Here is a 20,975-nt window from a genome sequence, read left to right as displayed (position 1 = left end):
AAAGCCAAGAAAGGCGATTGTGAAGGCGAGGACGAGCCAGAAGCGGCGATCATTGAGGATCGTGAAGTGGGAGGCTCGAGTAACACCTTCCGCCGAGTGTCCGTGCCGGCTCGCTGAAGCTTTCATCGCACCGCGACCTCTGTCTTGGTCGGAGGCAGAGAGGGGCCTTTCCCACCCCGCTTCTCTGATTGGTCCATAGCTGTCGGTACTCGGATGCAAGTCTGAGCGCGACAGGCGTCGTTTTCCAGCTTCGCACGCAGCAGGAGCGCAGCCGCAAGGGCGAGAAACAGCACCGGTCCAGCGCTAAAGCCCGCAGCAAAGGTGAGGCCGTTGACGAAGGACAGGGCCGCGACGAGCACGAGGAGAACGGAAAAGGCAAAGCCCGGCGCCTTCTCACGGCTATGGCCGAGATACAGCCAGATTGCCGCGAACGTCGGGGCGGCGAGGTCGTAGCCCAGGATATAGGGTGTCGCAAGGTAGGTGGTCGCGACGAACATCATGTCCTTGGTGTCGCGTTCCGCCTTTGAGCGGACGACGCTGACAAGGGCAAGAGCCGCGAAGACGGCCGTGCCGGCCTGAATGAGACCGGCCGTCTCCATATCGGCACCAAAGAGGCGGGCGGCCCCGTAGGGCGTAAGCTGCAGCGACAAGAAATTGCTGGCGGAAGCGCGCAGCATGTCACCCTGCGGGCCGGAAAGATGGAGGATAAATCCTCTCCAGGCTTCGAGCCCGAAAGCGGCGACGGAGGCTGCGATCAGGCTTGTGGCGGTCGCGGATGCGACCGCGATGACGAGGAAGCGGCGCTCCAGAAGGAGAAGGAGAGGAAAGAAGACGCCGAATTGCGGCTTGATGGTCAAAATGCCGAGGAAGACCCCAGCTAGGATCGGCCTCTCGTCCCGCCAAAAAAGCGCTCCGATGAAGAGTGCGCCGATGAGGAACGTCGTCTGCCCGAAAATGAAGGCAAGGACTGTGAAGGGGGCGATGAGGAGCCAGAAGACGATGCCGCGTCCCCCCCAGATTTTCGCGGCGACGATGAGGAGGACGAAAAGACTGCCCCCCATGAAGAGCGCGAAAGCGGTCCAATAGGGCAAAAGCCCGAGAGGCAGGATGAAGAACAGGAAGTGCGGCGGATAAAGCCAGCGTCGATCGAAATCGTCGCCGAACTGATCGATGAGAGCCTGCGCATAGAGATGCGGATCGTAAAGATCGCGGGCTTCGCCATGCAGGCTTTTCAGTGACGCAACCCAGAAGTTCAGAAAATCGGCGCCGCCGGGATGCAGATCGTTGGCATAACTTCCTGCCTGGTTCAGCCAATCGACAAGATAGCCGCGAGGAAAACCCGCGAGCGTTAGCGCAAAGGCGAAGAAGAGCCAGAAGCGGCGGTCGTTGAGGATGGTGAATTGCGGCATCGCCGGAAAGACTACGCAGCGAGGCTTGAATCCGCGGTTAAACCCGGCGCCGCGAGGTCCTCCTGCGACGAAAGACGCCGTCCGCGCCGCGCAATTTCTGCGGCAGGAGGGTCATGCCGCATCATCCGTGCTTGCGCCGGCCTGCGGCCATGCTACATGCGCGCTCCATGGCTGATCTTTCCCACATCCGCAATTTCGCGATCGTCGCGCATATCGACCACGGCAAGTCGACGCTTGCCGACCGTCTGATCCAGATGACCGGCACCTTGCCGGACCGTGAGATGAAGGAGCAGCTCCTCGATTCCATGGATATCGAGCGCGAGCGCGGCATCACCATCAAGGCGCAGACGGTGCATCTGCGCTACACGGCGAAGAACGGCGAGGAATATCACCTCAACCTGATCGATACGCCCGGCCATGTCGATTTCGCCTACGAGGTGAACCGTTCGCTCTATGCCTGCGAAGGGTCGCTCCTCGTCGTTGATGCCTCGCAAGGGGTCGAGGCGCAGACGCTTGCCAATGTCTATCAGGCGATCGAGGTCAATCACGAGATCGTTCCGGTCTTGAACAAGATCGACCTGCCGGCGGCGGAGCCGGAGCGCGTCAAGGAGCAGATCGAAGATGTGATCGGCCTCGATGCCTCGGATGCGGTGATGATCTCCGCGAAGACCGGGCTCGGCATCGAGGACGTGCTGGAGGCGATCGTGCATCGCCTGCCGGCGCCGAAAGGCCTGCTCGACGCGCCGTTGAAGGCGCTCCTCGTCGATTCCTGGTACGATCCCTATCTCGGCGTCGTTGTCCTCGTGCGCGTCATCGACGGCACGCTGAAGAAAGGCCAGACGGTGCGCATGATGGGCACCGGCGCGCGCTACGAGGTCAACCAGGTCGGTATGTTCACGCCGAAGATGGTGGAGACCGCAGAACTGCCGCCGGGCGAGATCGGCTTTCTGACGGCCTCCATCAAGGACGTGGCCGACACCCGCGTCGGCGATACGATCACCGAGGACAAGCGGCCGACGGAAAAGGCGCTGCCGGGCTTCCGGCCGGCCGTGCCCGTCGTCTTCTGCGGTCTCTTCCCGGTCGATGCCAACGACTTTGAGGATCTGCGCGCGGCGATGGGCAAGCTCCGCCTCAACGACGCGTCGTTTTCCTATGAGATGGAAACCTCGGCCGCGCTCGGTTTCGGCTTCCGCTGTGGCTTTCTGGGGCTTCTGCATCTGGAAATCATCCAGGAGCGTCTGGCGCGCGAATTCGATCTCGATCTGATCGCGACGGCGCCCTCCGTCGTCTATCAGATCCGCCTGACGGACGGCGAAGAGATCGAGCTGCACAACCCGGCCGATATGCCTGATCCGGTCAGGATCGAGGAAATCAAGGAGCCGTGGATCCGCGCCACCATTCTGACGCCGGACGAATATCTGGGCGGGGTGTTGAAACTCTGCCAGGACCGCCGCGGCATCCAGCAAGGGCTCACCTATGTCGGCCAGCGGGCCATGCTGGAATACGATCTGCCCTTGAACGAGGTCGTCTTCGATTTTTACGACCGGCTGAAATCGATCTCCAAGGGCTATGCGAGCTTCGATTATTACATCACAGGCTACGAGCCGGGCGATCTCGTGAAGATGCAGATCCTGGTCAATGCCGAGCCGGTGGATGCGCTCTCGATGCTGGTGCACCGCAGCCAGGCCGATCGGCGCGGCCGGGCCCTCTGCGAAAAGCTGAAGGATCTGATCCCCCGACACCTCTTCAAGATCCCGGTCCAGGCGGCCGTCGGCGGCAAGGTCATTGCACGCGAGACGATTGCGGCCCTCAGGAAGGACGTGACCGCCAAATGCTATGGCGGCGACGCGACCAGAAAGCGCAAGCTTTTGGACAAGCAGAAAGAGGGCAAGAAGAAGATGCGCCAGTTCGGCAAGGTGGAGATCCCGCAGGAGGCCTTCATCGCCGCGCTGAAGATGGGCGACGAATAGGCCCACTCGACGGTCTATCTGGTCGCGATCGCCGCGGCCGCACCGCCGAGGAAGAGGGCGCTGATCCGGTTGATGACACGCGCGGCTGCCGGCTTCTGCAGGAAACGCCGTGCCTGGCCGGCAAGCGCGATATAGCTGAGGTCGATCGCAGCGAGCACGAGGAGAAGGGTGAGCGACAGCTCACCCCAGCCGACGAGGCTCAGGCTTTCGAGATCGAGAAGGTTGGGCAAGAGGGCGAGATAGAAGACCATGATCTTCGGATTGCCCATCGTCACCGCAAAACCCGCAAGGAACATCTTGAGAGCCGAGCCGCGCGGCGACATCGCGGTGTCATCCGCTTCCGGACGCGTCGGCGCATTCCACATTTTGAAAGCGAGATAGACGAGATAGGCCGCGCCCGCGAATTTCACGACGGCGAAGGCCCAGAAAAAGCTGCTCGCGAGCGTTGCGAGGCCGAAGACGGCCGCGGCGAGCCACAGAGCCTCTCCGATCCACATCGCGGCTGCAAAAGGCAGGGCATCGCGCCATCCACGGGTCAGAACACGCGACACGAGGGCGGTCACGCTCGGCCCCGGCGTGCCGGCATTGACGAGGAGGACACCCGCGAAAAGCATGAGGGTCAGCGGATCAAGGAGCATTGGGTCCGAGGGCCTTTGTGACAGAGCCCCTAAGGCTAGCCGAAGTTCGCATGCCCGGCGAGCCGGAAACTAGCCGTCTCAGCTGTTCCCACCTCACCTGCGGAACCGCGCCCGCCGGCTTTGCTTCCCCTCGAGAATGAGGGAGAAGGCCATGAACGACAGACATGACACCGAGCGTCCGCCGCAGGCACAGGCCCATCAGCCGGGCGACGAGCACAAGATGTATCCCGAGCCGGATTACATGCCCCGTTATTCGGGCTCCGGACGGCTCAAGGACAAGGTCGCGCTCATCACCGGCGGCGATTCGGGCATTGGGCGGGCGACCTCGATCCTCTTTGCGCGCGAGGGCGCGAATGTGGCCTTCGTTTACAAGGATGAGGACGAAGACGCCGAAAAAACGCGCCGGATGATCGAGGAGGAGGGGAGTGAGGCGATCGCCTTCCGCGGCGATATCGGCGACAAGAGCTTCTGCGAGGAGGTCGTCGCGAAGACGGTGTCGGAATTCGGCGGCCTCAACGTTCTCGTCAATGATGCCGGCGAACAGCATATGGCCGAAGAGCTTGAAGAGATCTCCGAAGCCCAGCTGACGCGCACCTTCCGCACGAACATTTTCGGCATCTTCTTCATCACGCAGGCGGCGCTGCCGCATCTCAAGAATGGCGATGCGATCGTCAATCTGACATCGATCACCGCCTATCGCGGACAGCCGGTTCTGATGGATTATGCCTCGACCAAGGGGGCGATCCTGGCGCTCACCCGCTCCTTGTCGAAGAACCTTGCCGACAAGGGGATTCGGGTCAACGGCGTGGCCCCCGGCCCGATCTGGACGCCTCTCATCCCGGCCAGCTTTCCGCCCGACAAGGTGGCGAATTTCGGGGCCAACCAGCCGATGGGCCGTGCCGGGCAGCCGAACGAGGTGGCGCCGGCTGTGCTCTTCCTCGCCTGCGCCGATTCCTCCTACATGACCGGGCAGGTGCTGCACCCGAACGGCGGCGACATCATCGGCGGCTAAACGCCATGGATATAGGCCGCACATTTCCGCCGGAAGCTGCGTCGTAGCAGACCTTGACGATGGGCAGAGAATCCTGAGGCTTTCCATCAAAAGTGCGGAATTGGAAGCCAGCCGGAAGAAGATGACGGAGATATTGCGCAAAGCTGCACAGGAGGTCGAAATCGACCATCTCCTGGCGGAAGAGTTCTGTTGCGATTTGACGTTCGCAGACCGGTTTTTGTCTGAATGCGGTCTCTCTGTGCCAGATTACCGTGTTTTAGAGGCCGTTCCGGAACCGAGCCTCGGTGGTGAGGGCTTCGGCGATTTGCTGGTGAAGGGAAGCGCACACAACAAACGGATCGCGCTCCTCATCGAAGACAAGATAACGGCTCAGCCGGGAGTCCGTCAGGCTGAACGCTATCGTCGGTATGCTCAACGGCTGCGCGGCGATTGGGACGCAGTCTATTGCATCCTGGTTGCCCCGGCGGCTTACGGAGGTGAACGGGATCTTTTTGATTGCGCGATCGCGCTGGAAGCTGTTGCTGAACTCATTGAGTCAGCCGATCCAGTGCGGCGCGCATATCGCCAAAAGATTATCCAACGGGCGATCGCGAAGAAAAACGCGTCGGGCGTTCAGGTCCCTGATCCCGCAATGCGCCTCCTTCGATCCCAATATTTGAAGTTCATCGAGACATTGTGCGCCAACAAGAGCACGGGTCTCACCTTTCCGTGGTTGCGAGGCGCCTACTACGATGGCGATTCTTGGGTCGAGCCGATCCGCCACCGCATGATGCCGGCTGGGGTTTGGCTGAGACATCGCCTGTGGACATCGGTGCGAGATCCGTCCGGACGGGTCGATCTTGTCTTTTCGCCTGTTGAGGAGAAAGAGAAAGCCCGCTTGCTCCAAATGAGGCCGCACGACGCGATCGGGGAGGACTACGGAAGCAGTAAAGACGGCCTTCAGATATCCTTTAGGGTTCCGGAAATGCGGCAGTCGTCTGGTTTCGATGAGCTTGCCGTCAGAGAAGCGGTAGATGCGATGAAGCGTCTCCTCAAATGGTATGAAGTAGCCCGCTCCTCGGACAACTCTACGCGCGACTGACGGGCTAGGTGTTGCGTCCGAACGGCAGAGCTGTCGTCGGCGCTGAAGGCGGTTGAAGCCGGCAACGACCGGCAACAAAAAGGGCCCTGCCGCGGCAGGGCCCTTCGTCATATCGGATCGCTCGGCAGGCCGCGCCAGGCACGGCCCCCGCAGAAACCCGTCCTTAAACTGCCACGGCGCCAACGCCCAGAAGCATCAGGACGAAGAAGATGACGGCGACGACCAGGAAGATGAAGAACAGGAAGCGTGCGATCGTTGCGGCGCCCGCAGCGATGCCGCTGAAGCCGAGTGCGCCGGCGATGACCGCGATCACGGCAAAGATAAGGGCCCATTTCAGCATGGTGGAAATTCTCCGGTAGGTTCAGGTGTCGTTGCACCTGTCCGAATTAACCGCCGGGTTGACGCCTTGTTCCCGCAGGTCTGTGCGGTGTTCGGCGGCCTGGGGCCGGTTTCTGTCTCGACGACCGGCCGCAAACGGTGGCGCGACCATCAGAGCCGCAAAGGTAGGCGCATGGGAGCGTTTCGGGAGGATCGGCGTTTGTCCTTCAACTGAAACAAGAATTTTCCGATCCTTTTTGATGTCCATCCGCTTTGTCTGCAGCTTTGCCCTCCGGGCCGTTCTCGGTGTCGCCGCTGTTTCCTTTCTCATCCCGCCGGCCGTCTCGCAGGAGGTGCTCGAAGCACCTCCCGGCGTGTCACCGGGATCGGTGCTTCTCGGTCCGGCCCCGGCGCCGGGGGAGCCGGCGCCTCCCCCTCCCGCAGCTCCCCCTCCGCCCGTGGTTCCCGCGCCGTCTGCGCCGCCGGTCATAGTCGAGCCCGCTCCGCCGCCTGTGGCTCCACCGCCTGCCTCCCGGGCGCCTGAGACCCAGGCGCCTGCGCCGGCGCAGCCGCCTGTAAATGATCCGGCTTTAGGCAATGCGCCGACCGGCACCGCGACAGATCAGCTCCAAGCGGTTCCCCTCGGCGAGCAGGAGATGGCGGCCCCTCTGGTCACGTCCGAGACGATCAATGCCGCGACTTTTGCTGCCGACCACGTCTTCGTCTCCAAGCATCGCGATCCGTTCATCGTGAAGCTGCAGGTGCTTCTCGACCGGGCTGGAATTTCGCCGGGTGTGATCGACGGCTATTGGGGCGACAACGTCCAAAAGGCCGTGCAGAATTTTCAATTGTCGCGCGAAGAGGTTCCGGACGGACAGCTTTCGGCGACGCTCTGGGCCGAGATCGCGCAAAACGACACGACGCCCGTCATCACCCAATATCGCATCACGCAAGAGGATGTGGCGGGTCCCTTCGCGCCTTCGATTCCGTCCGATTACCGCGAGAAGGCCGCGATGGAGCGGCTCTCCTTCACGAGTCCGTCCGAAATGCTCGCCGAGCGCTTTCATATGGATGAGGATTTTCTGAAGGCGCTCAACCCGCAGGCCGATTTCTCCGTTGTGGGCACGACCCTTGCCGTTGCGGCGCCGGGCGGTGATGTCAAAGGCAGGGTGGTGCGGATCGAGGCCGATAAGGGGCTTGCGGCGTTGCGCGGCTACGACGCCGCGGGCCGGCTCCTCGTCGTCTATCCCGCCACCATCGGCAGTTCCGATACGCCTTCGCCGAGCGGGACCGTCGAGGTGGAAGGTGTCGCCTTGGACCCGACCTACACCTATCGGCCGGACGTCAACTTCCAGCAGGGCGACAATCGCGATGTCTTGACGATCCCGCCGGGTCCCAACGGGCCGGTCGGGTCGGTCTGGATCGATCTGTCGAAGCCGACCTATGGCATTCATGGCACGCCCGCGCCCGAGGCGATCGACAAGACCTTTTCGCATGGCTGCGTGCGGCTGACGAACTGGGACGCCACGGAGCTCGCCCATATGGTGAAGCCGGGCACGACGGTGGAATTTCTTGACTAGCCATCTTCCCGCCTGGGGCTTTGTGCTGGCACTGGCGATCGGGGTTGGCACGGCGGGGGCCGAAACGCCTCCGCTGAAACCCCAGCCCCGCCCGGCGGAGGCGGCGGAAAAGAAAGCGACGCCCTCGGCCGCAGAGCCAGCTCCCTCTTCCGTGCGTGAGGCGGGCGACACCCCGCCGACCCCCAAGCCGCGGCCGCAAGGACCGGTTGAAGATGCGGACGCTCTCCCGCCCGTGCCGGACGTCCGCCCGCCGGAAAAGGCGGGCCCGGAGGCCGGCGAAACGGACGAAAGAGCGGCGACGCCGGATACGGACGAGGCGACCGCGCCTGAAGAGGCGCCGGCTGCGGCGTCTCCGGACGCCACGAAGGCAGAGCAAACACCGAAGGACGAGGGTGCCTCCGAGGCCGAACCAGTCCCCGAACGCGAAGATGAGGCGCCTGCGGATGAGACGTCGGACAAACCTGCGGGCGAGGCTGCTGGAAGCGATGCGCCCTCCCTTCCTGAGGCTCGCCCGGAAGATGCGCCGAAGCCGGTGGAGCCGCTGATTGCTCAGCCCCCCTCGGAGACGCCGTCTGAAGGCCCTGATGAACACCCAGCGGCGCCGGAGGACGAGTCCGCCGAAGAGGCCTCGAAGGTGCCGGAAGAGGACGAGGCGGCCAAGGCGGCTGCCGCGGAAACATTCCGTCAGTGTGTCTGGCGCCTCAGAGCCCTCGGTGTGGAGTTCGACGAGGAGCCGGCGATCACCGACGGCGGCGCCTGCGAGATCGCCCACCCGATCGAGGTCGAGGAACTTGCGCCTGGCGTCGCCATCTCGCCTCCCGTCACGCTGAATTGCGCGGCGACGGAGGCACTCGCCACCTGGCTGAAGGAGGTGGTGAAGCCCGCGGCCAAAGACCTTCTCGATGGCGCTGAATTGCGCGGCGTGACCCAGGCCTCCGGTTATGTGTGCCGCACGCGCTACAATCGCCCGGGCGCGAAGATCTCAGAGCATGCGCTCGCCAATGCGATCGATGTTAGCGCCATCACCTTCAAGAGCCGTTCGCCGGTTTCCGTGAAGGAGCGGGAGGATGCGGATGCGGCCGCGAGCCGCTTTCAGAAGCGGATCCGCGAAGGCGCCTGCAAATATTTCACCACGGTCCTTGGACCTGGCGCCAACGCCGCTCATGCCACGCATTTCCATTTCGATCTGAAGGAGCGGAGCAACGGCTACCGCATCTGCCAATAACCCGCGGCGATAGCGGAAAGGGCGGACCTGGCTACTGAATGGGGAGTGCCGGGACGCTCAGAAACAAGATGCGTTTCTGTTCGAGCCGCGACCGGCGCAGGCTCTCCAGAATGAGCCCGCAGGAGAGGGAAATCCCGGCAAGCACGAAGGCGCTCGCCGAAAGAACTGCGCCGGCCTGCATGGAGTCTCCATCGGAGAGCGCCGGAAGCGCGGCGAGGAACCCGAAAAGGCCGAGAAGGAGGCCCGCGACGCCGAAGAGGGGGAGCGGTCGTGCGACCTGCATGACGCGCAGGAAGGTGGCGACTTCGCCCATGGCGTGCCGCACATTCTCTGCCGGCTTCCGCTCGCTCGTGTTCTGGCCGCCATCGAGCGACAGGCTCGCGACCGGCACCATGAGTTCGCTGGCATGCAGCGACAATTCGGTCTGCGGGGAGAGCCCTTCGGAGACGGGCGGAAAGCTTTTGACGAAGCGGCGGCTGAGAGCGCGGTAGATAGAGGTGCGCGCCGAAAGGCCTGTGCCGAAGAAGCGCCGGTAGAGGTCAAAGACGCTGCCGGCGCCGTGGCGCATGTCGTCGGCGTCGCAACCGCCGAGGGTCGCCGAGGTGCCGACCACCATATCGACGCGTTCCGTCAAAAGCGCATTGAGCAGTGAGCTCGCATCGGTCGGATCGCAGGAGCCGTCGCCTGCGGCAAGCAGGTAAATGTCGGCGTCGATATCGGCGAACATGCGCCACACCGCCTGGTTTGGCGCATAGTTCGGTGCATGGCTTGGACCGCGCAGAACGCGTGCGCCAGCCTTTCGCGCCTGACGGGCGGTGTCGTCGGAGGAATTTTCGTCGAAGACATAGATGCGGGCATCGGGCAAGGCTTCACGGAAGCCGCGCACCACGTTCTCGATGGTGGCCGCCTGATTGCGGCACGGCAGAAGCACGGCGACGCCGAGGCCCTCGCAGGCGGTGAACTCGCTCATTTCGACGCTTCCCCTTAATGCCGCGCAAACGCAAGCCAAAGATAGCTTCTAAAGCGTTAAAGGAGAGTAAGGCGCCGACTTCGGATCAGGGCATCGGCATGATAGCATTGGACAATGCTACGATTCGTCCCAAGACTGGTTTTTGCCTTCAGCGCCTTGTTTCTGGCGGGCTGGCCGGCCGCGGGTCTGGCCGACCAGATTCCGGCCAAGCGCTATTTCGGGGCCGCCAAGCTTCCCTCCGAAGGGCGCGCCGCGGCGGTTGGGTTTTATTCCAAGGGGTGTCTGGCGGGAGGCGAGGCGATCACCGTCGACGGCCCCTATTGGCAGGCGATGCGCCTGTCGCGCAACCGCATCTGGGGCCATCCGAATCTCATTCATTTCATCGAGTGGCTGGGGCGCGAGGCCGCCACCAAGGACGGCTGGCCGGGGCTGCTCCTCGGGGACATGTCGCAGCCGCGCGGCGGCCCGATGGTGTCAGGTCATGCCTCGCATCAGGTCGGTCTCGACATCGACATCTGGCTGCAGCCGATGCCGCAGCGCCGGCTCTCGGCGAAGGAGCGCGAGACGATGTCGGCGATCCCCGTCGTGGAAGTCGGCCCGCACGAGGTCGATCCGCGACGCTGGACGGACGCGCATGCAAGGCTCATCAAGAGCGCCGCGTCCTATCCCGATGTCCAGCGCATCTTCGTGGCGCCGGGCATCAAGAAGAAGCTCTGCGAGACGGCGACGGGCGATCGCTCATGGCTCGCCAAGGTGCGTCCGTATTGGGGCCATAACGAGCATATCCATGTGCGCCTCTTTTGCCCGGAAGGCTCGCCCGGTTGCGAGCCGCAGCGTGCGACAGGCAAGGACGACGGCTGCGGCGCACCGCTCGCCTGGTGGTATTCGAAGGAACCCTATCGTCAGGCCAAGCCCAGCAAGAAGCCGGCGAAGAAGCGCGAAACGACGCTCGACGATTTGCCGAACGCCTGCCGCCAGGTGCTGGCTGCGGGCGACAAGTCTGGCGCAATCACGGCACTTGCTGCCTATGGCGACGATGTTCCGGCCGACGTGGCGGCCAAGGCCGTTGCGCTTCGTCCTGATGTCGGAGCGCCCGGCGCGCCGTCGATGCCGCATACCCTGCCGCAGGCGCGGCCGGCCGTGATCCGCTGAGGCTCTTCCGACGAGGGGGCTCGCAGGAACTCCGCCGTTCTGAGAACGGCGGAATTCGCAATCTCGCCTGATCAGGCGGCCGCATTCTCCGGCACGGAGGGGCAGGAGAGGCCGGTGCCGCCGAGGCCGCAATAGCCTCCCGGGTTTTTCGCCAGATACTGTTGGTGGTAATCCTCGGCGAAATAGAAGGCGGGCGCATCGACGATCTCCGTCGTGATCGGCCCGAAGCCTTTCTCTTTCAGAACCTTTGCATAGGCCGCCTTGGCCGTTTCGGCCTTTTGCCTCTGCTCCTCGTCGAAGACGTAGATGCCCGAGCGGTATTGCGTGCCGACATCGTTGCCCTGGCGCATGCCCTGCGTCGGATCATGCGCCTCGAAGAAGCGGGCGAGGAGCTTCGAATAGCTGATGACATTCGGGTCGTAGACGACAAGCACCACCTCGTTATGGCCGGTGCGGCCGGTGCAGACTTCCCGGTAGGTCGGGTTCGGCGTGGCGCCGCCCGCATAGCCGACCGCCGTCACATAGACACCGTCTGTCTGCCAGAAGACGCGCTCCGCCCCCCAAAAACAGCCGAGACCGAAGATCGCCGTCATGAGACCCTCCGGGTAGGGCCCCTTGAGGGCGCGGCCATTGACGAAATGCGTCTCGGCCGTGGGCAAAGCCTCGGCGCGCCCGGGCAGCGCCTCTTCGGGCTTCGGGAGATCAGTCTTCTTGGCGAGCCGGTCGAAGGGGAACATGGGGGGATCCTTTTCTGGAGGTCGCGTTGTGTGAATTTGGCGGGGACTGGAGACCGCCCCGTTTAAAGGTCGCGCTCATGCGCGAAAGTGAAACGCCGCCGCGGCCGGCCGAGCCAGAAGAGGAGCGCGGCCACGACGAGCAAGACGGCAAAGGTCGGTGCCGTCAGCACCACCTTCTCGAGAAACGCCCAGAGCCACGGCACCTTGTCGGCAACGGCATGATGCGCGGCATCGAGGCTCGCGGCCGCCCAATTCGCCCAGGTCTCGGCAAAGGGTGTGAGAACGAGGCGTGATTCGGCGATCGATTTCGCCGCGTCGATGACGGCCATGACGAGGCCTGCGGCAGCGAGCCAGATGGCCAGGAAACGAAGAAGAAAGCGGATCATCTGGCCTTGCGCAGCACTTGAGGTTTCATTCCTGGCTCATTAGGTAGGGCCGCGCCGGCTCGCGTGCAATCGCGCTCCGGCTTTTCGTCGACGCTCGGTCTTCGACGTTTCGCATCAGGCCCCGCCTGCGCGCCCGGTCACCGACCGAACGGCTTGCCGGGGCTGCCGTGGCCGGTTCCGATCGCAAGATTGGGCGCCCGTCGCAGGAGCCCGAAACGACGCTGACCGCAACAGCGACGAATTCGTGCTCTCCGCCTTGCCCTCAGGGCGCGGCATCGCTAAAGGGGAGCCTCGCCGGAGGGATGGCCGAGTGGTCGAAGGCGCACGCCTGGAACGCGTGTAGGCGGGCAACCGTCTCGAGGGTTCGAATCCCTCTCCCTCCGCCATCAAGCGCCGCTTTGCGCAGCATGACGACGACATGAAGTTCGCAGACTGTACCACCCGCATACCGCTTCCGCGTCTCTGACGTCAGAAGCGTTTGGCAAGCGATCCCGGCGATCGCTTGCTCACCTTCGCCTGCAGATTTGCGGGTGAAGCGTTGCCGCATATGCGGCTTGCGAACGTACGGTACTTGCTATGGCAAATGTCTTTGAAAGCCCCTTCCGGGGCATCACTCTTGATCGCCTCGTCACCAATCCGAACATCCAAGTCGGTCGCTACAGCTATTATTCCGGCTATTATCACGGCCACGGCTTCGATGAATGCGCTCGCTTCCTCTTGCCGGACGAAGGCGTGGACAGGCTCATCATCGGCTCGTTCTGTTCGATCGGTTCGGGCGCGGCCTTCATCATGGCCGGGAATCAGGGCCACAGAAACGATTGGATCAGCACATTCCCGTTCTATTGGATGCCCGAGGTTCCCGCTTTCGAAGGATCCGAGAATGGGTATCAGCCGGCCGGCGATACGGTGATGGGCAACGATGTGTGGATCGGATCCGAGGCGATCATCATGCCGGGCGTCACGGTCGGAGATGGTGCTGTCATCGGAACCAGGGCGTTGGTCACAAAGGACGTCGAACCTTACGCCATCGTGGGCGGCAACCCGGCCAAGGTGATCCGCAAGCGATTTGACGACGCCGCCATCGCGCAGCTCCTCCAACTCCGCTGGTGGGATTGGGACGACGAGGCGTTGAAGGACGCGATGCCGATCCTGACGAGCGGCGACGTCGCGGCCCTTCATCGCTATTGGCAGACGGTTATCAAACCGGCGGAGTGACGCGCCCTTTGCGCTTTCTTCTGCCCGTCCTCTTTTCAGAAGCGGACGGGCAGGACCCCACGCATCGACGGCTCTGTCGTGTGCCGCATCGGCTCACCGTCCGTGTGCCTCGGCCAGCCGCTCGAACGTCAGGTCGATACCGATCTCCTGCCGGAGGTCTTCCAAAAGATCCGCCGGCCGGAGCGACCATCCTGCGCGCCGTCGGCGAGAGCGACGGGATCTGACGAAGAGGTTCCCACCCGCGCCAGCAACGTTACCGGCAGCATCCCGATCACCACGATCACCAGCGCGGCGAGAGCGGCATCTTCATAGGTGCCCCGCGCGGCTTCGCCGTAAAGCAGCGTTGCGAGGCTCTCGAAGTTGAGTGGACGGAGCAGAAGCGTTGCGGGCAGCTCCTTCATGCAATCGACGAAGACGAGAAGGCCGGTGGCCGTCAGCGCCGTTCGCGACAGCGGCAGGTGAACCCTCAGAAGCGCGCCGGTCGACGTGTGGCCGAGCGTGCGTGCGGCATGATCATAAGAGGTCGCGATACGGCTCAGACCGGCCTCGATGCCTCCCGAGGAGATGGCGAGGAAGCGGGCCGTGTAGGCGTAGACCAGGGCGCAACCGGACCCCATGAACAACAGGCCGGTCGACAACCCGAACCACTCGCTGGCGCTGCGGTCGATGAAGCGATCGAGCGCCGCGACGGGAATGAGGATGCCGATCGCCAGAACCGTGCCGGGCACGGCATAGCCGAGAGTGGAGAGGCGCAGGAAGCTCCCGGTCCACGGCCCCGGGCGGATGCGGCTCGCATAGGCCACGACGAAGCCCGCCACGAGAACCAACACCGTGGCGGCGGCCGAGACCGAGACCGTGTTGATGGTCGCCCGCACGATGTGGGGCGATATGCCGGCAAATTCGATGCGCCGGATGGCGGCGGTCAGAAGATAAGACGCGGGGCCGACGAAGCCGATGAAGATCGGCAGAAAGCCCACGGCGAAAGCGAGCGCGCCTTTCGCGCCGCTGAGGGGGCGCGCAGCCATGGCCCGAGAGCGCTGGGCATTGGTGGCGTAGCGCTGGCGCCGCCGTGCAAAACGCTCGAGCCAGATCAGCGCAACCACGAAGACGAGCATCGCGGTGGCGATCTGGGTGGCGCCTGCAAGATCGTTGCGGACGATCCAGGTCGTGTAGACCGACGCCGTCAGCGTTCGCACGCCGAGAAACTGCGACGCGCCGATGTCGTTGAGCGTTTCCATGAGCGCCAGGCTGACGCCGACGGCGATCGCCGGACGTGCGAGCGGCAGCGCCACCCGCCAGAACACGGCGGACCGGCTCGCCCCCAATGTGCGCGAAGCCTCGACGAGGTTGGCTGCCTGCGTGAGGAACATCATGCGGGTGGTCAGATAGACGTAAGGGTAGAGCACGAAGCCGAAGAGGGTGATCGCCCCCCACATCGCGCGAATGTCCGGCAGTCGAAACTCGCGCGGACTGGAATAGCCAAGGAGGTCGCGGATCACGCCTTGAACGAAGCCGAGCGGGCTCAGCACATCCATATAGGCATAGGCCATGATGTAGGTCGGAACGGCGAGGGGTAGGAGCAGTCCCCATTCCAGGAACGCCCGGCCGCGAAACCGGTACGCCGTGACGAGCCAGGCGCATCCTGTTCCGATGACGGTGACCAGGACGGCGGTCCCGAAGAGAAGGGTCAGCGTCGTGCGGGTCGCCTGCGGCAGGATCCCGACGACGACATGGGACCAGAGTGCGCCGGTATTCTCCATGGCAGTCGTGAGGATGACCACGATCGGCAGGACGGCGAACGCGGCGACCCCGAACGCGAACACGGCCCATCCGTTCGGGATGAGCCGTGCGCGTCTGCGCATGGGCCTGAGAGCCATTTCACGCATGGGGAACACGCGCGGGAGGCGGGCTCTCTCGCTCAGTTCTCAAAGGTGTCGAAGTTCAGACGGTCGACCATCTCGCTCGCCACCGTGCGGTGAGGCAGCACCTGTCCGAGCGAGATCGTGTCGGGGACGACCTCTCCGAACGAGGCGACGATCGGATGCGGCTCGGCCGTCTCGGTGATCGGATGCTCGAAATTGGCCTCGGCATAGAGTTTCTGGGCTTCGTCGGACACGAGGTATTCCAGGAGCTCGATGGCTTCCTCGCGATTGGGGGCGTGTGCGGCAACGCCGGCGCCGGTGATGTTCACATGCGTTCCGCCATCCTCGAAGGTCGGAATGAGAACCTTGATCGCATCGCCCCATTCGACCTGCTCGGCACCGCCGCCGCCGCTTTTCATGCGGCCGACATAGTAGGAATTGCCGACCGCGATATCGCAGATGCCGGCGGCAATGTCGCGTGCGCCGTCACGGTCGCCACCGGCCGCCGGGCGGGCCTGGTTCGCCTTCAAGCCGCGCAGCCATTCTTCCGCCGCTTCTTCGCCGTGATGCGCGATGTAGGCGGCGAAGAGGGCCGTATTGTACGGGTGCTGGCCGGAGCGGATGCACAGGCGGCCCCGCCATTTCTCCTCGGCGAGCTCCTCATAGGTGATGGAATCGATGTCGAGATCACGTGCCGCGTAAACGATGCGCGCACGTCCCGAGAGTGCGAACCAATTGCCGTTGGGGTCGCGCAGGCTCTCCGGAATGGCCGAGCGAAGGACGTCCGATTCGACGGGCTGCGTGAGCCCGGCATCGACGAGGTCGATCAGCGCCCCGAAATCCACCGTCATCAGAATGTCCGCGGGTGAGCTTTCGCCCTCCGCCTTGACCCGCTCGATGAGGCCATCCTGAAGGAACACCGTGTTCACGGTCGTGCCGGTCTCGGCCGTATAGGCATCGAGAATCGGCTGGATCAGCCCCGGCTCCCGGGTCGTATAAATGTTCACTTCCTGCGCGGCGGCCGGCATGGCGGCGCTCAGCGCGATGAAACCGATGGCGATCTTCAAGGCAGGCGTCATGTTTCCTCTCCGTCTGCTGACCGGATGCCAGCGCATCCAGAGGCGCCTTAATTCATAGATGACAAATAGAGTCAACATTTACGGCCAGGCTGATCCGACGATTGCCCGGGCATGTCGATCACGGTTGCGTGTGGACGCCCGTGCCGGCAGGCGCCACCCGTCACCCCATAGGTTCGCGTCCTCGCGGGCGGTCCTTTTGTGGCCGCCCACGAGCGCTGTCCGCAGCGGCCCGTTTCGTCAAACCTCGCCCGCCTCGCAGAGCGGGCTGAGGGCGCGTGCGGCGGGATGATCGCCCTCGCAGACGAGGATGCTGCCGGTATCGAAACTGACCCGGACGTCATCGCCGATCTCGACGTCGCTGCGCGCGGTCGTCCGCATGACCAGAGGGTCTTCGAGCGTCTCGACCGTCAGCACCAGCTCTTCGATCTCGCCCAGAAGCATACGACCGCTGACGCGCGCCGGGATGCCGTGCTCTGCAAGCGCCACGGCCTGCGGTCTTATGAAGAGCTGTACCGGGCCGGTCCGCGTGCGAAGATCCGGGAAACGTCCGATCGGGCTGTCGAGCCATTCCCCCGAGGCCTGCGCCGGCACGATGTTGACATGCGAGAAGAACAGGGCCGCATCCGCGGTGTGCGGCGTCCGGTAGATGGTTTCGCCGGAGCCCTCTTCCACGATCCTACCCTTGTCCATGAGCACGACGCGGTCGCCCAGCGCCAGCGCTTCTTCGGCGTCATGCGTCACGATGATCGCCGTCGTGCCGAGTGCGCGTAGCACCTCTCCGGTTTCTTTCCGGATCCTCTCGCGCAATCCGCGATCGAGATTGGAGAACGGTTCGTCCATCAGGAGAATGTGAGGTTGGGGCGCCAGCGCACGGGCGAGTGCGACGCGCTGCTGCTCGCCCCCCGACATCATATGCGGATAGCGTTCACTCAGGCCTTCGAGGTTCAGCCGCTCGAGGACCGCCGCGACGCGGGCCGCAGCCGCTTTGCGCGGCATCTTCTTCAGGCCGAAGCCGATGTTCTGGCGCGCCGTCAGATGCGGAAACAACGCATAATCCTGGAACATCATTCCGACATTGCGGATCTCGGGCTCGACGAAAATATCGCCCCCGACCACGATCTGGCCTCCCAGCGCAACCTGACCGCCGTCGATGTCCTCAACGCCGGCGATGATCCGCAGCAAAGTCGATTTTCCGCAGCCGGAATGCCCGAGAAGCGCGACGATCTCTCCGCTCCTGACCTCCAGGGAGACGTCGTCGAGAGCGGGCACGCGGCCGAATCGGCGCGTGACGCCGTCGACCTTTAGGATTGGTGGGGGCTCGTCGTTCATCGGTCTGGGCCTCGGTTCACGATAGGACGGCGCGCCGAGCCTTAGCATCCACGATGGTTTCCCGCATGTCCGGAAAGGATCTCCACCGGTCACGGTCGCGTGTGCGGGAGAGGTGGCTTTTTGCCCTCGCGGGTCGTCATCCAACCGCGCGGTGTCGGGATGTCATGAGGCGCCGCCACGGCATGCGAGCCGGCCTCTTTTGAGCGATGGCCGTGCGTGGAGCGCGACAGGAACGGACGAGGAGGATGGGCTTCTCACTCCGTCGACGCCGTCGGCTCCAGGGATTTGATCTTGCCCTTTTCGAGCGTGAGGATCTTGTTGCAGGTGCGCTTCAGCAGCGTCGGATTGTGGCTGGCGAGGATCATGATGCCAGCCTTTTCGGCAAGCGCGTTCATGCGGGTCGCCGCCTTGTCCTGAAAGCTCTTGTCGCCGGCGCCGATCCACTCGTCCATGACCAGGATTTCGGGTTCGAAGCTCGTCGCCACCGAAAAGGCGAGGCGCGCCGCCATGCCCTGGCTGTAGGCCTTCAGCGGCATGTCGATGAATTCGCCGAGCTCGCTGAACTCGATGATCTCGGGCATGCGCTCGGCGATCTCTTCCTTGCTCCAGCCGTTGATGAGGCCGCGGAGCTCGACATTGCGCCGGCCGGTCGCCTCGCCGCGAAAGCCGAGCGTGATGTTGAAGAGCGCATCGACGCGCCCGTCGATCTTCACGACGCCGCCGCTCGGCTCATAGACGCCGTAGATGACCTTGAGGAGCGTCGTCTTGCCGGCTCCGTTCGGACCGGCAAGGCCGAGCCGGTCGCCAGCTTTGAGATCGAGGCTGACGCCATCGAGCGCCGTGACGAAGCGTTTCGTTCCGCGGCCGCCGATGACGCCGCCGGGCGGGCTCAGCCTGCGATCCGTCGGGCGAAAGCTCAGCTTGTGCCGGACGCGGTAGACGAGGCTGACATTGTCGAGATGAATGGAGGGCATCACAGGACGAAGATGATCTGCCGACGGAAACGGCCGAGGCTCCAGAGAGCCAGGATCCACGAAATGGCGCCGATCAGGCCGCAGACATAGAAGGCATGCAGCGGCAACACGCCGTCCGTGATCGGAACGCGCACGATCTCGAGGAAATAGGTGAACGGGTTCCAGAAATAGAAATGCCCGCGGATGGCGCCCTCGGCCGGATACCAAAAGATCGGCGTGAGAAAGAGACCGAGTCGGATGATGTTGCCGACGACGAACTGCAGGTCGGGGAAGAAGGCCCCGGCCACGGCAAGGACCGTGATCGCGGCTGGGGTGATCGCGATGATCAGAAGAATGCCGATAAGCGACCATATCCAGGCCACCGTAATCGGCGTTCCGAGAATGAAGAGCAGGCCGAGAAGGCCGATGAGGGCGTAGCCGGCGCGAATGAGCGACTGCATGGTCAGTCGGAACACGTAGACGGAGAGGGGCAGGCGCGTGCCCTTGATGAAGTTCTCCTCACGCACGAAGAGCGAGATGCTCTGGTTGATCACTTCCGACAGATACATCCAGACGAAGAAGCCGAGCGCGACATAGGCCGAAAAACCGGCGCCGCGCGCATAACCGAAGATGGCGATGAACGTGCCGACGAAGGCGAGGTAGTTGATGAGAAGCCAGATCGGACCGAGCGCCGTGCGCCGGTGCTGATCGGTGATGTCCTCGCCCGCAAGCGCCATCCAGGCGCGGCGGAAGGCGATCCCTTCGCGCAGATCCGCAAATGCGGCCCACAGCCATTTCAGCATTGCCATTGCCTCACGCAACGCCGTCCCGCCGGAAGTGCCTGAGCACGCCCCTGCGCCGGGGCGACCTCGGGCGCGCGTCGGCGCGACAGGATGGCAGCGTCATAGGCGATTGATGATGCAGCCGACATAAAGGCCGATATCTCCGTAGACGGTCTGTCGATAAGCGCCGGATTTCCAAAGCGCGGAAAGCCGTCGAGGCAACGGGCCGGAGCGCGCTTGTTCGATGCGTTCGATGACGTTTCGCGCATCCGGTGTCAAGAGATCCCAGCAGGCCCGAAGACCGGCGAGATTATGCGCGTTCCATCCCTGAAAGCCGCCCTTGGTGAGGAAGGTGATCCGGCGCAGACGGGCGGGCCAGGAGGAGTTGGCGCCGACGAGATTGCAGCCGTGCTGACGGTAGCCGATGCGCGCTTCGGGCGAGTAATGCACCCGTCCGCCGGCTCCCGTCACCATCATATAGCACCACCAATCGTGGCTCACGAAGTCGCTGCGGCGGGAGGCTTCCCGCATCAGCTCGTGGGCGGCCCTGTTCATGACCATGGTGTTGCCGCCTGCGATGCTCTGCAGGATGGCGTTTTGGAAGCTCGGCGTGCGCGGGAACAGCGGTGAATAGCCAAGGAGACTGCCGTCCTCGGCGATGAGGCGCGTGCGGGTGCAGTAGAGCGCCGGCGTGTTCGGGTCCGCGCCCGCGAGCCAGGCGAGCGCAGCGGCGAGCTTGTCCTCGTCCCACAGGTCGTCCTGGTCGCAGAAGGCCACGTAATCGGCTTCGATATCGGGATTGGCGAGAAGCGCTCGGAAGTTGGCCGCGAAGCCATTCCGTGGCCCCGCTAGTCGACGGCAGGCTCCCTTGTCCCATTGCCGTTCCGTCTCCGTCAGGATCTTGTCGGAGCCATCGGAGGAACCATCGTCTGAGATCCAAAGATCGATCGGAGCGACGGTCTGGTTTTTCAGGGATTGGATTTGCGGCAGCAGGAAACGCTCACCGTTGTAGACCGACAGGAGGACGGCGGTCCGCGGCGCATCCGGTTCAATTCGCGACAAGGACATCGTCTACGCCGCCTCGCTTTGGTGAAAATCCGGCGCTGCTCGCATCCGTGTGCGGTGCCGCTTTGAGATGGCGCTCATCGCGTCGAACCGCGATGCCGGAAGGCGGCATGCCCCGGCCTCACAGACGTGACCTTCGCGACGTCTCCCGAGGCGTCGATGCAGCGTCGCGATGCGAAGGTGTGCGGAGCGTCTGGCAGAACTGGCAAGCC

Annotated in this window: 19 protein-coding genes and 1 tRNA gene; 8 read left to right on the top strand and 12 right to left on the bottom strand. The window is 63.7% G+C overall.

The window, feature by feature from the left end; genetic code table 11:
- Window positions 1–122: 122 nt before the first annotated feature.
- Entirely contained in the window at window positions 123–1,409 is a 1,287-nt protein-coding gene (locus tag L0F51_RS14420; RefSeq protein WP_234629883.1) for a glycosyltransferase family 87 protein, read from the bottom strand.
- Between the two features lie 149 nt (window positions 1,410–1,558).
- Between L0F51_RS14420 and lepA the strand changes: the two genes are divergently transcribed.
- Window positions 1,559–3,379 (top strand): translation elongation factor 4, encoded by a 1,821-nt coding sequence (lepA, locus tag L0F51_RS14415; protein WP_234629882.1) that lies wholly within the window; start codon window positions 1,559–1,561, stop codon window positions 3,377–3,379.
- 14 nt (window positions 3,380–3,393) lie between these two features.
- On the opposite strand, the gene L0F51_RS14410 is transcribed toward lepA, so the two are convergent.
- Window positions 3,394–4,017, bottom strand: coding sequence for a LysE family translocator (locus tag L0F51_RS14410; RefSeq protein ID WP_234629881.1), 624 nt, complete (start codon window positions 4,015–4,017; stop codon window positions 3,394–3,396).
- 151 nt (window positions 4,018–4,168) lie between these two features.
- Between L0F51_RS14410 and L0F51_RS14405 the strand changes: the two genes are divergently transcribed.
- Entirely contained in the window at window positions 4,169–5,029 is an 861-nt protein-coding gene (locus L0F51_RS14405; protein ID WP_234629880.1) for an SDR family oxidoreductase, read from the top strand.
- Window positions 5,030–5,150: 121 nt separating this feature from the next.
- The gene (locus tag L0F51_RS14400) at window positions 5,151–6,110 is read left to right on the top strand and encodes a hypothetical protein (RefSeq protein WP_234629879.1); all 960 of its coding nucleotides are present in this window, start codon (window positions 5,151–5,153) and stop codon (window positions 6,108–6,110) included.
- A 163-nt stretch (window positions 6,111–6,273) separates the two neighbouring features.
- Here the strand turns inward: L0F51_RS14400 and L0F51_RS14395 are convergent, their stop codons facing one another.
- Window positions 6,274–6,450: a DUF1328 domain-containing protein gene (locus tag L0F51_RS14395; RefSeq protein ID WP_128291908.1), complete on the bottom strand. Its 177-nt coding sequence runs from the start codon at window positions 6,448–6,450 to the stop codon at window positions 6,274–6,276.
- 634 nt (window positions 6,451–7,084) lie between these two features.
- Here L0F51_RS14395 and L0F51_RS14390 point away from each other — a divergent pair.
- Both L0F51_RS14390 and L0F51_RS14385 read left to right on the top strand, forming a co-directional pair.
- Window positions 7,085–8,008, top strand: coding sequence for a L,D-transpeptidase family protein (locus L0F51_RS14390; protein ID WP_370642415.1), 924 nt, complete (start codon window positions 7,085–7,087; stop codon window positions 8,006–8,008).
- Window positions 8,001–9,233: an extensin family protein gene (locus tag L0F51_RS14385; protein WP_234629878.1), complete on the top strand. Its 1,233-nt coding sequence runs from the start codon at window positions 8,001–8,003 to the stop codon at window positions 9,231–9,233. Before L0F51_RS14390 ends, L0F51_RS14385 begins: the two co-directional genes overlap by 8 nt.
- 31 nt (window positions 9,234–9,264) lie before the next feature.
- Here the strand turns inward: L0F51_RS14385 and L0F51_RS14380 are convergent, their stop codons facing one another.
- A complete protein-coding gene (locus L0F51_RS14380) occupies window positions 9,265–10,203 on the bottom strand; it encodes a glycosyltransferase family 2 protein (RefSeq protein WP_234629877.1) in 939 nt (312 codons plus the stop codon).
- Between the two features lie 114 nt (window positions 10,204–10,317).
- Here L0F51_RS14380 and mepA point away from each other — a divergent pair, with 114 nt between their 5' ends.
- Window positions 10,318–11,355, top strand: a complete 1,038-nt coding sequence (gene mepA / locus L0F51_RS14375) for a penicillin-insensitive murein endopeptidase (RefSeq protein ID WP_234629876.1) — start codon at window positions 10,318–10,320, stop codon at window positions 11,353–11,355.
- Between the two features lie 71 nt (window positions 11,356–11,426).
- Here mepA and msrA read toward each other — a convergent pair whose 3' ends face one another.
- Together msrA and L0F51_RS14365 are read right to left on the bottom strand one after the other, a co-directional pair.
- Window positions 11,427–12,092 carry a peptide-methionine (S)-S-oxide reductase MsrA gene (gene msrA / locus L0F51_RS14370; RefSeq protein WP_234629875.1) on the bottom strand — a complete coding sequence of 222 codons (666 nt, stop codon included), beginning with the start codon at window positions 12,090–12,092 and terminating at the stop codon, window positions 11,427–11,429.
- Between the two features lie 62 nt (window positions 12,093–12,154).
- Window positions 12,155–12,478 (bottom strand): hypothetical protein, encoded by a 324-nt coding sequence (locus L0F51_RS14365; RefSeq protein WP_128291915.1) that lies wholly within the window; start codon window positions 12,476–12,478, stop codon window positions 12,155–12,157.
- 296 nt (window positions 12,479–12,774) lie between these two features.
- Between L0F51_RS14365 and L0F51_RS14360 the strand changes: the two genes are divergently transcribed.
- Window positions 12,775–12,864: transfer RNA gene (locus tag L0F51_RS14360), tRNA-Ser, on the top strand.
- A 190-nt stretch (window positions 12,865–13,054) separates the two neighbouring features.
- Entirely contained in the window at window positions 13,055–13,693 is a 639-nt protein-coding gene (catB, locus tag L0F51_RS14355; protein WP_234629874.1) for a type B chloramphenicol O-acetyltransferase, read from the top strand.
- Between the two features lie 128 nt (window positions 13,694–13,821).
- Here the strand turns inward: catB and L0F51_RS14350 are convergent, their stop codons facing one another.
- The 6 genes from L0F51_RS14350 to L0F51_RS14325 all read right to left on the bottom strand — a co-directional run bounded on the left by L0F51_RS14350 (window position 13,822) and on the right by L0F51_RS14325 (window position 20,760).
- Window positions 13,822–15,579, bottom strand: coding sequence for an ABC transporter permease (locus tag L0F51_RS14350; RefSeq protein ID WP_370642414.1), 1,758 nt, complete (start codon window positions 15,577–15,579; stop codon window positions 13,822–13,824).
- 32 nt (window positions 15,580–15,611) lie between these two features.
- Entirely contained in the window at window positions 15,612–16,634 is a 1,023-nt protein-coding gene (locus L0F51_RS14345; RefSeq protein ID WP_234629873.1) for an extracellular solute-binding protein, read from the bottom strand.
- A 237-nt stretch (window positions 16,635–16,871) separates the two neighbouring features.
- On the bottom strand, window positions 16,872–17,963 hold the full coding sequence (locus L0F51_RS14340; protein WP_234629872.1) for an ABC transporter ATP-binding protein: 1,092 nt from the start codon (window positions 17,961–17,963) through the stop codon (window positions 16,872–16,874).
- Window positions 17,964–18,217: 254 nt separating this feature from the next.
- Complete coding sequence (locus tag L0F51_RS14335; protein WP_234630361.1) at window positions 18,218–18,937, bottom strand: ABC transporter ATP-binding protein; 720 nt, start codon at window positions 18,935–18,937, stop codon at window positions 18,218–18,220.
- Window positions 18,937–19,719, bottom strand: coding sequence for an ABC transporter permease (locus L0F51_RS14330; RefSeq protein WP_234629871.1), 783 nt, complete (start codon window positions 19,717–19,719; stop codon window positions 18,937–18,939). Before L0F51_RS14330 ends, L0F51_RS14335 begins: the two co-directional genes overlap by 1 nt.
- A gap of 99 nt (window positions 19,720–19,818) precedes the next feature.
- Window positions 19,819–20,760, bottom strand: coding sequence for a glycosyltransferase (locus L0F51_RS14325; RefSeq protein ID WP_234629870.1), 942 nt, complete (start codon window positions 20,758–20,760; stop codon window positions 19,819–19,821).
- Window positions 20,761–20,975: the final 215 nt, after the last annotated feature.

This window comes from Afifella sp. H1R (assembly GCF_021462425.1).
Classification (GTDB): Bacteria; Pseudomonadota; Alphaproteobacteria; order Rhizobiales; family Afifellaceae; genus Afifella; species Afifella aestuarii.
The sequence above is the reverse complement of the archived record's forward strand: the minus strand, read 5'-3'. Positions and strand labels throughout refer to the sequence as shown.

What these genes read in the sequence shown, in the direction of transcription:
- L0F51_RS14420 (WP_234629883.1), bottom strand. Translation starts at nt 1,409, where the DNA reads ATGCCGCAATTCACCATCCTCAACGACCGCCGCTTCTGGCTCTTCTTC.
- lepA (WP_234629882.1), top strand. Translation starts at nt 1,559, where the DNA reads ATGCTACATGCGCGCTCCATGGCTGATCTTTCCCACATCCGCAATTTC.
- L0F51_RS14410 (WP_234629881.1), bottom strand. Translation starts at nt 4,017, where the DNA reads ATGCTCCTTGATCCGCTGACCCTCATGCTTTTCGCGGGTGTCCTCCTC.
- L0F51_RS14405 (WP_234629880.1), top strand. Translation starts at nt 4,169, where the DNA reads ATGAACGACAGACATGACACCGAGCGTCCGCCGCAGGCACAGGCCCAT.
- L0F51_RS14400 (WP_234629879.1), top strand. Translation starts at nt 5,151, where the DNA reads ATGACGGAGATATTGCGCAAAGCTGCACAGGAGGTCGAAATCGACCAT.
- L0F51_RS14395 (WP_128291908.1), bottom strand. Translation starts at nt 6,450, where the DNA reads ATGCTGAAATGGGCCCTTATCTTTGCCGTGATCGCGGTCATCGCCGGC.
- L0F51_RS14390 (WP_370642415.1), top strand. Translation starts at nt 7,085, where the DNA reads ATGGCGGCCCCTCTGGTCACGTCCGAGACGATCAATGCCGCGACTTTT.
- L0F51_RS14380 (WP_234629877.1), bottom strand. Translation starts at nt 10,203, where the DNA reads ATGAGCGAGTTCACCGCCTGCGAGGGCCTCGGCGTCGCCGTGCTTCTG.
- mepA (WP_234629876.1), top strand. Translation starts at nt 10,318, where the DNA reads ATGCTACGATTCGTCCCAAGACTGGTTTTTGCCTTCAGCGCCTTGTTT.
- msrA (WP_234629875.1), bottom strand. Translation starts at nt 12,092, where the DNA reads ATGTTCCCCTTCGACCGGCTCGCCAAGAAGACTGATCTCCCGAAGCCC.
- L0F51_RS14365 (WP_128291915.1), bottom strand. Translation starts at nt 12,478, where the DNA reads ATGATCCGCTTTCTTCTTCGTTTCCTGGCCATCTGGCTCGCTGCCGCA.
- catB (WP_234629874.1), top strand. Translation starts at nt 13,055, where the DNA reads ATGGCAAATGTCTTTGAAAGCCCCTTCCGGGGCATCACTCTTGATCGC.
- L0F51_RS14350 (WP_370642414.1), bottom strand. Translation starts at nt 15,579, where the DNA reads ATGCGTGAAATGGCTCTCAGGCCCATGCGCAGACGCGCACGGCTCATC.
- L0F51_RS14345 (WP_234629873.1), bottom strand. Translation starts at nt 16,634, where the DNA reads ATGACGCCTGCCTTGAAGATCGCCATCGGTTTCATCGCGCTGAGCGCC.
- L0F51_RS14340 (WP_234629872.1), bottom strand. Translation starts at nt 17,963, where the DNA reads ATGAACGACGAGCCCCCACCAATCCTAAAGGTCGACGGCGTCACGCGC.
- L0F51_RS14335 (WP_234630361.1), bottom strand. Translation starts at nt 18,937, where the DNA reads ATGCCCTCCATTCATCTCGACAATGTCAGCCTCGTCTACCGCGTCCGG.
- L0F51_RS14330 (WP_234629871.1), bottom strand. Translation starts at nt 19,719, where the DNA reads ATGCTGAAATGGCTGTGGGCCGCATTTGCGGATCTGCGCGAAGGGATC.